We start from the raw sequence: 11366 nt of genomic DNA, 5'->3' as shown, positions 1-11366 counted from the left end.
CTATCCTAGGGTGCACATAACGGAGTTGAGCCAATGAATGCCAATCGGATCATCGATATGATCGTGCGCCGGGTGATGCGTCGCCTGGTGAACCACGGTGTGGACAAGGGTATTGATATGGCCAGCAAGGTGGGCCGCAAACCGGGTCAGTCTGATGTTGAGAATGGCCCCGAGGCGGATCGCCAGATGCGCGATGCGACCAAGCGCCAAAATCAAAGCGCAAAGCAGATGCGGCAGGTGTCGCGTCAGATGCGTCGGTTCATGAAGTTCTGAAACTCAGCCCACGGCTTTGAAATGCTTGGACAGTTTCAGGCCTTGACCCTGATAGTTCGAGGCAATCCCAGCTCCATATAGCTGTGTCGGCATTTCGGCCATCTTCTCATAAACCAGGCGCCCGACGACTTGTCCGTGTTCCAACACAAATGGCGCTTCGTGGCAGCGCACTTCCAGCACCCCGCGTGATCCGGCACCGCCTGCTTCGGCATGTCCAAAGCCCGGGTCAAAGAATCCGGCGTAATGTACCCGGAACTCGCCGACCATAGCGAGATATGGGGCCATTTCAGCAGCATACATTGGCGGGATATGCACCGCTTCGCGGCTGACGAGAATGTAGAACGCGCCGGGGTCGAGGATGATGCGACCGTCCTTGGTATGCACCTCTTCCCAGTATTCCTGCGGGTCGTATTCGCCGATCCGATCCAGATCGATCACCCCGGTATGGGGCTTGGCGCGATAGCCGACCAGATCGGTATCGGGCAGTTGCAGATCGACCGAAAACCCCAACCCGTCCTGAATGACGGCTGGCCCATCAACCAACGGCGTTTGACCATGCAACGCGGTCAGCTCGGCGTCGCTGAGTACCGCCTGACCTTTGCGGAAACGGATCTGATTCAGACGCATTCCGGGGCGCACCAGAACCGAGAACGATCGCGGGCAGATCTCGGCATAAAGCGGACCTGTGTAGCCTGCGGGAACCCGATCAAACTCGGTTCCGCCATCGGTGATCGTGCGCGTGAGCAAGTCGAGCCGCCCGGTCGAGCTTTTGGCATTGGCCACCGCACTGACGTCATCGGGCAGGGCGAGTGATTCCATCAGCGGCACCAGATAGACACAGCCCTTTTCCAGAACAGCGCCTTCAGTGATGTCGATGCGGTGCATCTCAAACTCGGCCAGCCGGTCTGCGACAGAACGCCCTTCGCCCGCCAGAAAGGACGCGCGCACCCGGTAAGCCACTGTGCCCAAACGTAGATCAAGGCTTGCCGGCTGCACTTGTGCAGGGATGATATCCGGGCTTGCGGCGATCTCAGCGCGTGCAATCATCGCCTCAAGCTGTTGGTTTGGGCAAACACCTGTCATCTCGATCCCCTCTGCTGCCAGAGCGGGATCTGGCCTATGTGCCATAAACGTCGGTGTGATTTGGTCGGGCTAGCAGGACTCGAACCTGCGACCTTCCGTCCCCCAGACGGACGCGCTACCAGGCTGCGCCATAGCCCGACGTTGAGGTGTTCATAAAGACTTTCCCGGCGGGGGCAAGAGGAAATCATCGCCTTTTTTGCTATCCCGCCGTGTGGTGTTCGACGCGATCCAGCCACCTGCGCAGGTCCTTGGCGATGGGTGCAATCTGGTGCAACAGCTCATCGTCATACTCGTCACGATTCCATGCCAGCGAGGCAATACCACCCATCAGCGGCGCTGCATCCAGCTCAGCCGGTATCGGGTTGGGTTCGGGGGTTGCGACGGGTTTCGGAGCCCTCGGGGCAGGGGAATGGGCGGGTTCGCCCAAATCCATGTCGATCTGGTTTGCGGATGGTTCCGGCGCTGAAGCAAACGGAACCACAGTATCGTCGATGCTGGGTACGGGCGCGTTTTCATCCAGGCTAGGTGACAGCGAAGCAACATGCGCAACGCCCTGTTCCCGAAGGATACGCTGAACACCTTTGATGGTAATCCCGTCCTCGTGCAGCAGTTTCTTAATACCGCCCAGCAGACGCATATCATTGGGGCGATAATATCGCCGTCCACCGGCGCGTTTGACGGGTTTGACTTGGGCAAACCGGCTTTCCCAGAAACGCAGCACATGAGCCTGAACTCCGAGCCAGTCCGCAACTTCACTTATGGTGCGAAAGGCATCGGGGGACTTACTCATAACCTGGATGTCCTGAACTTACTTGCGGTTCCCTGCGGCGACGCGATCCTTCATCAGGTGCGACGGACGGAATGTCAGCACACGACGGGGCTGGATCGGAACCTCTTCACCGGTTTTAGGGTTGCGACCGATACGGGCAGTTTTGTCCCGAACGCTGAAGGTGCCGAAGGACGAAATCTTGACCTGTTCGCCACGCACCAGCGCGTCAGACATGTGGTTCAGAACGCTTTCGACCAGCTGTGCGCTTTCATTGCGTGACAGGCCAACCTCACGAAAGACGGCCTCGCTCAGATCCATTCGGGTCAGTGTTTTGTCGCCCATGCTTTTTCCCCTGTTGATGTCTGAGCATATGGCTATGCAAAATTCGCTGTCAATATCAATGAATTGCAGGAGGCTCTGTAAGCCGGATTGTGCCGGTCACCAACGCAGTGCGACCGCACCCCAGGCCAGACCGCCACCAATCGCCTCTGTAACGATCAGATCGCCGGTTTTGATCTGGCCGTTTTGCTTGCCCACCGACAGGGCCAGAGGGATGGAGGCTGCCGATGTGTTGCCATGGTCCTGAACGGTGACCACAACGTTATCCATCGGCAGGCCCATCTTCTTGGCGGTGCCCTGAATAATGCGGATATTGGCCTGATGCGGCACGATCCAGTCAACATCGTCGCTGGACAGACCTGCACGCTCCAGCGCGACTTCTGCGGTTCGGGCCAGTTTTTCGACCGCATGACGGAAGACCTGATTGCCCTGCATCCGCAAGTGGCCGGTGGATTGGGTCGAAACCCCGCCATCAACATAGAGAAGGTCTTTGTAGCGTCCGTCCGAATTCAAGTCGGTCGCAAGAATACCGCGATCATCAGAAGTGCCCTGACCCTCTTGCTCTTCCAGAACCAATGCGCCCGCGCCATCGCCAAACAGCACGCAGGTCGACCGGTCGGTCCAGTCCATGATTCGTGAAAAGGTCTCGGCGCCGATCACCAGTACGCGCTTGGCCTGACCGGACAGGATCAGGGCGTTGGCGTTGCTGAGCGCAAAGACAAACCCAGCGCAGACCGCCTGTACATCGAAGGCAAAACCTTTGGTCATGCCCAACCGGGCCTGTACCATGGTTGCCGCCGAAGGAAAGGTCAAATCAGCTGTGGAGGTTGCCAGCACAATCGCGTCGATATCATCCGCCGTCAGTCCGGCATCAGCCAGTGCAGCTTCGGCCGCTTTGGTGGCCAGATCGGATGTTGTTTCGTCCTCGGCCGCGAAATGTCGCCGCTCGATCCCGGACCGGGTGCGAATCCATTCGTCCGTCGTATCCAGCGTTTTCTCGAACTCAGAGTTCGGTACAACGCGCTCTGGCAAATAATGCCCGACACCTACAACAACTGAGCGGCCTGCCATGCTGGGGTACTGCCTTTTTTGTTATTATTCCGATTGAGACACGGAATGGGCCGCATCTTGTGCAAGTGCGGCTGTTGATGCAACCCGTGCCGCCAATTTTTCGGCGAAACCGGATTCAGCCAGAGTGAAGGCCAGCTTAACCGCTGCGGAAACGCCGGTTGCGTCCGCTCCGCCGTGGGATTTCACCACGGTTCCGTTGAGTCCCAGGAACACGCCGCCATTGACGCGGCGCGGGTCTATCCGCTTTTTCAGACGATTCAACGAGGTGATTGCCAGGATCGAGGCTAACCGGGATAGGGGCGAGTATTTGAACGCTTCACGCAGCAAATCACCGATAAGGTTCGCGGTGCCTTCGCCGGTTTTAATGGCGACATTTCCAGTGAAGCCGTCGGTCACGATCACGTCAGCTTTGTCGCCGGGGATATCGCTGCCTTCGACAAATCCCACGAATTCGAAATTCGCCTGATCGGCAAAGTCCGAGATCATCGCGTGGGCTTCTTTCAGTTCGGCGCGGCCCTTGTGTTCTTCGGTACCGACATTCAGCAACCCGATCCGAGGGCGGCTGAGCGCCATACCGTTGCGCGCGTATGAAGCCCCCATCAGCGCGTATTGCAAAAGGTCCTTGGCATCAGCGCGCACATCTGCGCCGACGTCCAGCATCACGTTGAACCCATGCGGATTGCGCGAGGGCCACAGGATCGCGATGGCAGGGCGGTTCACGCCGGGCAGCTTGCGCAGCCGCAACATGGACATGGCCATCAGCGCGCCCGTATTGCCGCAGGACACCGCGCCGTGCGCTTCACCTGCACGCACCGCTTCCAGAGCGGACCACATCGATGTGCTCTTGCCGCTGCGGACAACCTGGCTTGGTTTGTCTTCCATCGTGACCACGTCCGGGCAATCACGAAAAACGACGCGCCCATCAAGGACACGCCGTTTGGCAACCAGCTTGCGTAGTTCCTGTTCCTGACCGTGCAGGATGAACCCGATCTTCGGATTCTTGTCCGCAGATTTTGCAATGCCCGCCACAACGACGGCAGGGCCCGAATCTCCGCCCATAGCGTCAACCGAGATGATGATCCGTCCGGTTTGCGTGGGCTGATCCGTCATGCCTTGGCCTGCGTCCAATCAGGCTTAGGCCGCGTCTTCGTCCAGGTCGATTTCGTCGGCCTGAGCGACGACTTCACGGTCATCATAGTGGCCGCAAGAGGCACAAACATGGTGCGGGCGCTTCAGCTCGCCGCAGTTCGGGCATTCGTTCGGGTTTGCAGCAACCAGAGCGTCATGTGCGCGGCGATTGTTGCGGCGCGACTTGGAAACTTTGTTCTGTTGGACGGCCATGGTCTCAACCTTTGTCTGATAAGGGCTTACAGATTCGCTGTCAGCCGGGTTACGTACTTTGTTTTCTCGTGGTTTGACGCGCGTTTAAGGGGCTTGCCCCGCAATGTCCAACCCAAAATCCAATGAGCGCGCGAAAATACTGCGATTCTCGTCATGTTCAAGCGGTTTTTCTGACGGTCTGCTATGACAGGAAATACCTTGCCTGTCACTCGTCTTTTTTCATCGCATCTCGCAGCTCGGCCAGACCGGCGAAGGGTTTCACATCCTCATCCGTCAGGGCCTGTTTGCCCGGTTCGGTATAGTCCGCCTGACCCAGCTCAGCCCCATCCTTGCGGGGGTATTGGGGCAGGGCCAGCGATAGCGCCTCAACCATGATCAGCGCCGGATCGATCTCGGGTCCAAGCGGTTCGGTTTCGTCATCCTCGGGGATTTCGAACTCGGGCTCGTCCGGATCGGTCCAATCGGCCAGAAAGACACGACTCACAGGGGTATCGATGCGTGTGGTCACAGGTTCAAGCGTCACGACACAAGGTTGGATCACCGTCGCGCCCAGCTTGCCCGAAAGAGTCCAGTCGCGTTTGCCCTGCGCCCGCAATTCGCCGACAAAGCTGAGCTTGCGCAGGCCAAGCAGGCCGAGCTCTTGTTTTATGGCCTCCAGTGCGTCGCCGGTCGGGCGCAGCTCAAACGGGGTCGGAGCGTTTTGCGGCAGGTCTGCGACGCGTAAAGATGTCTGGTTGCTCATTCGTGAGGTTTTCCTGTGTTGAACCGGAGCCTTGGTTTCTGTAATCGGATAGGGTCCGTAAGGGGCCATGGCAAGAGGATGTGCATGTTGAAGGGTTTGAACAGGTTGAAACCAGCGTCGAAAACGCTTGTCTTTGCGGCCTGTCTGGCGATCGCGGGCGCATGTTCACCGATCTTCAAGAATCACGGCTACGTGCCTCCGCCCGAGGATCTGGCCAAGATCAAGGTCGGCGTCGATACCCGCGACAGCGTTGAAGAAACCATCGGCGCACCCAGCTCGGCGGGCGTGGTACGGGATTCGGGCTATTACTACGTCGCCTCGCGCGTCCGTCATTATGGGCCCAAACGGCCCGAGGTTGTTTCGCGTGAACTGGTCGCGATCAGCTTTGATCAGCGCGGTGTGGTTCGCAATATCGAGCGGTTCGGTCTGGAAGACGGTTATGTCATCGTGCTGGATCGTCGCGTGACCGATTCCAACGTCGAAGACAAAGGCTTCCTACGTCAGCTTCTGGGCAATATCGGCAACTTCAACCCGGCGAATATTCCTGGCGCAAGCAACTAAAGCGTCCAATCCTCTTGCAGTGGTCACAGGACAGTCACACATTCTGTAGTAGAGACCAGACAGATGTGACCGGTCAGCAACCGCAGGAGGATGCGACCATGGCGGTTTTGTTGGACAAGGGCCGATATCGCGCCCGCTTGGCGCAAACCGAGCAAGATGTGGCGGCGGCGCAGACGCTGAGGATGCTGACCTTTGCTACTGATGGTCAGGATTGTGATGCTTTTGACGAACGCTGCGCCCATGTTCTGGTCGAAGATCTGCAGGCCGGTGGGGCGTTGGTGTGCTGTTTCCGTATGCTGACAATGCAGGGCGGCTTTGAAATCGGACTCAGCTACTCGGCACAGTTCTATGACCTGTCGGCGCTACGCGATTTTACCGGACCGATGGTCGAGATGGGCCGGTTCTGTATTCACCCGGACTACAATGATCCGGATATCTTGCGTGTCGCGTGGGGCGCAATGACGGCGTATGTCGATCAGAACGGGATCGAAATGCTGTTTGGTTGTTCGTCATTCGCTGGAACAGAAACTGCCGAATATCTTGACGCTTTTGCGATGCTCAAACACCGACATCTGGCACCAAGGCGATGGTTGCCGCGAGTCAAGGCGCCGGATGTGTTTCGCTTTGCGGCGCGCTTGCGCAGACGCCCTGATGTAAAACAGGCGATGCTTCGGATGCCGCCCTTGTTGCGTACCTATCTGATGATGGGGGGGTGGGTCAGCGATCATGCGGTGGTAGACAGGCACATGAACACCCTGCATGTGTTCACCGGCCTTGAAATCGGAGCAATTCCCCCAGCTCGTAAACGGTTGCTGCGCGCGGTGGCAGGGTGATTTGAGTATCTGGGAAAAGGTGAAGTTGGGGCGTTGACGCCTTGCTTTGGCCGGTTTAGCTGGCGGGTATGGCGAGAATTCCTTTATTGCAGATGTCCGGTATCTCTCTGACGTTCGGGGGTGATCCGGTGTTTTCCGATCTGGACCTTGTGGTTCAACCCGGTGATCGCGTCGCGCTGGTCGGGCGGAACGGGTCTGGCAAATCCACTTTGATGAAAGTGATGGCCGGGCTGGTCGAGGCCGATCAGGGTGAAATCGTCATCCCTCCTGGTAAATCAGTCGGTTATATGGAGCAGGATCCCGGAATGCAGGGATTCGCGACGCTTGGAGACTATGCCTCAAGCGGGTTGGAACCGGGTGAGCTGTATAAGGTCGAACGCGCGGGCGAAGGGCTGAAATTCGACCCTGAGCGTGCGGTCGAAACCGCTTCGGGTGGGGAAAGGCGACGCGCCGCCTTGGCCAAGCTGATGGCCGAAGCGCCGGACCTGATGTTGCTGGACGAACCGACGAACCACCTGGATATCGAGGCGATTGCGTGGTTGGAGCGTGAGTTGGGCTCGACCCGTGCAGCCTATGTTCTGATCTCGCATGATCGCGCATTCCTGCGTGCGTTGACCCGTGCGACGCTGTGGATCGATCGCGGAGTTGTGCGGCGGCAAGAACAGGGCTTTGCGGCCTTTGAAAGCTGGAGGGACAAGGTCTGGGAAGAGGAGGATCAGCAGCGCCACAAGCTGAACCGCTTGATCAAGTCCGAGGCGCGATGGGCCGTCGAGGGTATCAGCGCCCGCCGCAAGCGCAATCAGGGTCGTGTTCGGGCGCTACAAGCCTTGCGCGCCGAGCGTGCAGCGCAGATCAAACGTCAGGGATCGGCTGCCATGACGTTGGAATCCGGTCCGAAATCAGGCCGCAAGGTCATCGAGGCTACTGGCGTTTCAAAGGCATTTGACTCTCAGCAGATCGTGCGCAATTTCGATCTTCTGGTTCAGCGCGGCGACCGTGTGGCCTTTGTTGGGCCTAACGGTGTGGGCAAAACGACGTTGCTGAAAATGCTGCTAGGTCAGGTTGAACCAGACGAGGGTTCGGTGGTGCTGGGCACTAACCTTGAGATCGCCGTGTTCGATCAGGCGAGGGCACAGCTGGACCCGGAAATGAGCCTGTGGGACAGCTTGACCGGCGATCCCGAGATGCGGGTCTCGGGCAAGGCCGATCAGGTGATGGTCGGCGGGCAGCCCAAGCATGTGGTGGGCTATCTCAAAGAGTTTCTGTTTGATGATGCGCAGGCAAGAGCGGCTGTTAAGTCATTGTCCGGAGGGGAAAAAGCCCGGTTGCTGTTGGCGAAACTGATGGCAAAAACCTCTAACCTGCTGGTGCTGGACGAACCGACCAACGATCTGGATGTCGAAACGCTGGATCTGCTGCAGGAATTGCTGGACGACTATGATGGCACGGTGCTGCTCGTTAGCCACGATCGGGATTTTCTGGATCGTGTTGCGACCACAACCATCGCCATGGAGGGCAACGGGCGCGCGACCGTCTATGCTGGTGGTTGGTCCGATTACATCGCTCAGCGAGGTGATGTGATTGCGAAAAAGGAAGAAAAACCAAGGCCTTCAAAGCCGAAAGTGAAGCAAGAGGCGAAGCAGAAGGCGGGGCTTTCATTTTCGGAGAAACACCGACTTGAGAAGCTACCAGCAGAGATCGCGCGCCTTGAAGCCGAGATCGCCAAGCTCGAAGATCTGATGTCTGATCCTGAGCTGTTCACACGCGAACCGATCAAGTTCCAGAAGGCAACCGATGCCCTGGTCGAACGGCAGGTAAAACTGTCAGCGGCTGAGGAAGAGTGGCTGATGCTGGAAGAGAAGGCCGAAGCCGGTTGAGTCCGAGTTGTACAACCTCAATCGACTAGATTGTCTGAGTTGTACAAACCTATGCACCGGTTTGCGCGTGCTCAAATGGGGCGGGCGGGGTTACCGGCAACAGTTGCTCCGGCGGGGACGTCCTTCGTGACGACACTGCCCGCGCCGACGATGGCGCGGTCTCCGATAGTGACGCCGGGCATGATGATCGCGCCGCCGCCGATCCAGACGTTTTCGCCGATTGTCACCGGGTGGTCGATTTCCAGACCCTGTGCGCGCAGGACTGGGTCTTTGGCGTGTTGGGCGCAATAGATCTGCACCGTGGGGCCGAGCATCGAGTCACTGCCGATGCGAACAGGCGCGGTGTCGAGAATGACACAGCCCGCATTCAGATACACCCGGTCGCCCAGCGACAGGTTCATTCCATAAGCGCAGTGGAACGGAGCCTCAAAATAGCAATCTTGCCCGATCCCCGCAAAGAGCGCCGCCAATTCGGGAGCTATAGCCCCTCGGTCATCGGGCGGGCAGGTGTTGTGGGCATGGACCGCGCGGCGTGCTTTCATACGAAGCACTTCCAGTTCGGGGTCGAGGCAGCAATACCACTCGCCTGCCGCCATTTTCTGCCGCTCGGTCATGAAACCCGTCTTAGCGCATCCGCAGGGCACCGTCGATGCGGATGACCTCTCCGTTCAGGTAGCCCATCTCGACGATGAACCCGGCCAGACGACCGTATTCGCGCGGGTCGCCGAGGCGAGCAGGGTTGGGGACGTCCGCCGCAAGCTGTTGCTGCACCTCTTCAGGCAGGCCGGCCAGCATCGGGGTCATGAAGATGCCCGGTGCGATGGCCATCACGCGGACACCAGTCGAGGCCAGATCGCGCGCCATGGGTAGCGTCATACCGACCACGCCGCCTTTCGAGGCTGCATAGGCCGCCTGACCCTTTTGTCCGTCAAAGGCGGCGATGGAGGCCGTGTTGATAATCACGCCGCGTGCGCCATCCGGTTCGGGGTCATTCTTTGCCATCTCTGCGGCAGCAAGACGCGAGACGTTGAAGGAACCGACCAGATTGATGTCGATGGTACGCTGGAACGCCTCCAGAGGGTGGGGGCCGTCTTTGCCCACAGTCTTAGCTCCAATCGCGATTCCGGCGCAGTTCACTGCGGCGGTGATGCGACCCATCTTGTCCATCGCATGTGCAATCGCTGAAGCGACCGAGGCCTCATCCGTCACATCGGTTTGTGCGAAATGTCCGCCGATTTCAGCCGCGACCTGCGGGCCACGCTCGGCGTCGCGGTCAAGGATGGTGACCTGCGCGCCGTTCTCGGCAAAGTGACGGGCTGTGGCCTCACCCAGGCCGGAGGCACCGCCGGTGATCACCGCAGCTGTGGTTGAGAGTTGCATGGCGGGTTCCTTCCTGATCTGAACACTTGTTCAGATAATCCCAACCATGGCCCTCTGTCCAGTCACAGCTTTGATCAATCAAGCCTGCTGCGCTGCTGCATCGGCGTGACGCCAAACGCAGCCCGGTACACACGCGAGAAATGGCCGGCGCTTTCGAAACCGCAGGCAAAGGCGACCTCGGTCACCGAAGATTCGGTCTGCAACAGCAGATTGCGGGCGCGGTCCAGCCGCAATTCCATGAAGTATTTCTTAGGCGAGGTGTTCAGGAATTTCCCAAACAGACGCTCCAGTTGTCGGGTTGAGATACCGATATCGCTGGCAATGACCGAGGGCGACAGTGGACTTTGAATATTGTCGGTCATGATGTGGATCGCCTTGGCCAGATGCGCGTTCCGCATCCCGTTGCGCGATTGCAACGAGACGCGCTGATCGGCAGTGGCGTTGCGCACGGCGTTATAGACCATCTGATCGGCCACTGCGACCGACAGGTCGTGGCCGTGGTCGCGTTCGATCAGGTGCAGCATCAGATCGGCGGTCGCGGTGCCGCCCGAGGCGGTCATGTGTTTTTCGTCGGCGACAAAGACGCTGCGGACGAGGTTGATCTCGGGGAAGGCCTCCATGAAAGCATCATGGTATTCCCAATGGATCGCCGCCTGCATCCCATCCAAAAATCCGGCCTCGGCCAGCAGCCATGCACCGGAACACAAGGCGCTGATATTGGTGCCCCGTGCCCTCTCTCGGCGCAGGGTTGCGAGCAGCGGACGCGAGACGTGATTGCGCATGTTTATTCCTGACAGAACAAACAGTTGGTCACATTTTGGGATAGATCCCAATCCGCCATGCACCAAAGTGACCGATCCGTTTGAACAGACCGCATGCTCTGCGTGTTCGGACAGGAAGGACCATCGATAAAGATCTTCCTCGGCCAGCAAATTTGCGATCCGCAATGGCTCGACCGCGCAGGAGAAGGCGAGATGCGAGAATTCCTCGACCAGTATGAAGGCGTAGTGCTGTGTTTGGCTCATCGATAGTCCGGAATCAGGGCGTTCTGACAGTTTTCTGCATGCTGCACGAAAACTAACTGTATACAACATGTA

At 58.5% G+C, this 11366-nt stretch carries 14 protein-coding genes and 1 tRNA gene; 4 read left to right on the top strand and 11 right to left on the bottom strand.

Annotated features, from left to right (window positions below):
* Positions 1 to 33: 33 nt before the first annotated feature.
* Entirely contained in the window at positions 34 to 273 is a 240-nt protein-coding gene (locus ACRZ9U_RS02815) for a hypothetical protein (RefSeq protein WP_170396673.1), read from the top strand.
* A gap of 3 nt (positions 274 to 276) precedes the next feature.
* On the opposite strand, the gene ACRZ9U_RS02810 is transcribed toward ACRZ9U_RS02815, so the two are convergent.
* The 8 genes from ACRZ9U_RS02810 to ACRZ9U_RS02775 form a co-directional block, all read right to left on the bottom strand.
* Positions 277 to 1356, bottom strand: coding sequence for a 2'-deoxycytidine 5'-triphosphate deaminase (locus ACRZ9U_RS02810; RefSeq protein ID WP_170406356.1), 1080 nt, complete (start codon positions 1354 to 1356; stop codon positions 277 to 279).
* 61 nt (positions 1357 to 1417) lie between these two features.
* Positions 1418 to 1494 (bottom strand) — tRNA-Pro (locus tag ACRZ9U_RS02805).
* A 61-nt stretch (positions 1495 to 1555) separates the two neighbouring features.
* On the bottom strand, positions 1556 to 2146 hold the full coding sequence (locus ACRZ9U_RS02800) for a MerR family transcriptional regulator (RefSeq protein ID WP_170406352.1): 591 nt from the start codon (positions 2144 to 2146) through the stop codon (positions 1556 to 1558).
* 18 nt (positions 2147 to 2164) lie between these two features.
* The gene (gene ihfA / locus ACRZ9U_RS02795; RefSeq protein WP_008755922.1) at positions 2165 to 2467 is read right to left on the bottom strand and encodes an integration host factor subunit alpha; all 303 of its coding nucleotides are present in this window, start codon (positions 2465 to 2467) and stop codon (positions 2165 to 2167) included.
* A gap of 96 nt (positions 2468 to 2563) precedes the next feature.
* Positions 2564 to 3535, bottom strand: a complete 972-nt coding sequence (locus ACRZ9U_RS02790; RefSeq protein ID WP_170406350.1) for a beta-ketoacyl-ACP synthase III — start codon at positions 3533 to 3535, stop codon at positions 2564 to 2566.
* A 24-nt stretch (positions 3536 to 3559) separates the two neighbouring features.
* On the bottom strand, positions 3560 to 4645 hold the full coding sequence (gene plsX, locus ACRZ9U_RS02785) for a phosphate acyltransferase PlsX (protein WP_170396680.1): 1086 nt from the start codon (positions 4643 to 4645) through the stop codon (positions 3560 to 3562).
* A gap of 24 nt (positions 4646 to 4669) precedes the next feature.
* Positions 4670 to 4876: a 50S ribosomal protein L32 gene (gene rpmF, locus ACRZ9U_RS02780; protein WP_008756996.1), complete on the bottom strand. Its 207-nt coding sequence runs from the start codon at positions 4874 to 4876 to the stop codon at positions 4670 to 4672.
* A gap of 205 nt (positions 4877 to 5081) precedes the next feature.
* Entirely contained in the window at positions 5082 to 5618 is a 537-nt protein-coding gene (locus ACRZ9U_RS02775) for a DUF177 domain-containing protein (protein ID WP_170406346.1), read from the bottom strand.
* 84 nt (positions 5619 to 5702) lie between these two features.
* On the opposite strand from ACRZ9U_RS02775, the gene ACRZ9U_RS02770 reads away from it, so the two are divergent.
* The 3 genes from ACRZ9U_RS02770 (at position 5703) to ACRZ9U_RS02760 (ending at position 8889) form a co-directional block, all read left to right on the top strand.
* The gene (locus ACRZ9U_RS02770) at positions 5703 to 6179 is read left to right on the top strand and encodes an outer membrane protein assembly factor BamE (protein WP_170406343.1); all 477 of its coding nucleotides are present in this window, start codon (positions 5703 to 5705) and stop codon (positions 6177 to 6179) included.
* 98 nt (positions 6180 to 6277) lie between these two features.
* Positions 6278 to 7012, top strand: a complete 735-nt coding sequence (locus ACRZ9U_RS02765) for a GNAT family N-acyltransferase (protein WP_170406340.1) — start codon at positions 6278 to 6280, stop codon at positions 7010 to 7012.
* Positions 7013 to 7080: 68 nt separating this feature from the next.
* A complete protein-coding gene (locus ACRZ9U_RS02760; RefSeq protein WP_480901273.1) occupies positions 7081 to 8889 on the top strand; it encodes an ABC-F family ATP-binding cassette domain-containing protein in 1809 nt (602 codons plus the stop codon).
* A 71-nt stretch (positions 8890 to 8960) separates the two neighbouring features.
* On the opposite strand, the gene ACRZ9U_RS02755 is transcribed toward ACRZ9U_RS02760, so the two are convergent.
* The 3 genes from ACRZ9U_RS02755 to ACRZ9U_RS02745 form a co-directional block, all read right to left on the bottom strand.
* On the bottom strand, positions 8961 to 9503 hold the full coding sequence (locus tag ACRZ9U_RS02755; RefSeq protein WP_480901271.1) for a sugar O-acetyltransferase: 543 nt from the start codon (positions 9501 to 9503) through the stop codon (positions 8961 to 8963).
* Positions 9504 to 9513: 10 nt separating this feature from the next.
* Positions 9514 to 10269, bottom strand: a complete 756-nt coding sequence (locus ACRZ9U_RS02750) for a 3-hydroxyacyl-CoA dehydrogenase (protein ID WP_170406332.1) — start codon at positions 10267 to 10269, stop codon at positions 9514 to 9516.
* Positions 10270 to 10343: 74 nt separating this feature from the next.
* Entirely contained in the window at positions 10344 to 11294 is a 951-nt protein-coding gene (locus ACRZ9U_RS02745) for a GlxA family transcriptional regulator (protein ID WP_170396693.1), read from the bottom strand.
* Positions 11295 to 11366: the final 72 nt, after the last annotated feature.

This window comes from Ruegeria sp. D7, from assembly GCF_056534355.1.
Note: the sequence above shows the minus strand (reverse complement) of the source record. Positions and strands in the feature narration are given on the sequence as shown.

Excerpts from the sequence above, each read along its gene's own strand:
- ACRZ9U_RS02800 (WP_170406352.1), bottom strand. The coding sequence starts at position 2,146 with ATGAGTAAGTCCCCCGATGCCTTTCGCACCATAAGTGAAGTTGCGGAC.
- ACRZ9U_RS02745 (WP_170396693.1), bottom strand. The coding sequence starts at position 11,294 with ATGAGCCAAACACAGCACTACGCCTTCATACTGGTCGAGGAATTCTCG.
- rpmF (WP_008756996.1), bottom strand. The coding sequence starts at position 4,876 with ATGGCCGTCCAACAGAACAAAGTTTCCAAGTCGCGCCGCAACAATCGC.
- ihfA (WP_008755922.1), bottom strand. The coding sequence starts at position 2,467 with ATGGGCGACAAAACACTGACCCGAATGGATCTGAGCGAGGCCGTCTTT.
- ACRZ9U_RS02775 (WP_170406346.1), bottom strand. The coding sequence starts at position 5,618 with ATGAGCAACCAGACATCTTTACGCGTCGCAGACCTGCCGCAAAACGCT.
- ACRZ9U_RS02750 (WP_170406332.1), bottom strand. The coding sequence starts at position 10,269 with ATGCAACTCTCAACCACAGCTGCGGTGATCACCGGCGGTGCCTCCGGC.
- ACRZ9U_RS02755 (WP_480901271.1), bottom strand. The coding sequence starts at position 9,503 with ATGACCGAGCGGCAGAAAATGGCGGCAGGCGAGTGGTATTGCTGCCTC.
- ACRZ9U_RS02815 (WP_170396673.1), top strand. The coding sequence starts at position 34 with ATGAATGCCAATCGGATCATCGATATGATCGTGCGCCGGGTGATGCGT.
- ACRZ9U_RS02770 (WP_170406343.1), top strand. The coding sequence starts at position 5,703 with ATGTTGAAGGGTTTGAACAGGTTGAAACCAGCGTCGAAAACGCTTGTC.
- ACRZ9U_RS02790 (WP_170406350.1), bottom strand. The coding sequence starts at position 3,535 with ATGGCAGGCCGCTCAGTTGTTGTAGGTGTCGGGCATTATTTGCCAGAG.
- plsX (WP_170396680.1), bottom strand. The coding sequence starts at position 4,645 with ATGACGGATCAGCCCACGCAAACCGGACGGATCATCATCTCGGTTGAC.
- ACRZ9U_RS02765 (WP_170406340.1), top strand. The coding sequence starts at position 6,278 with ATGGCGGTTTTGTTGGACAAGGGCCGATATCGCGCCCGCTTGGCGCAA.
- ACRZ9U_RS02760 (WP_480901273.1), top strand. The coding sequence starts at position 7,081 with ATGGCGAGAATTCCTTTATTGCAGATGTCCGGTATCTCTCTGACGTTC.
- ACRZ9U_RS02810 (WP_170406356.1), bottom strand. The coding sequence starts at position 1,356 with ATGACAGGTGTTTGCCCAAACCAACAGCTTGAGGCGATGATTGCACGC.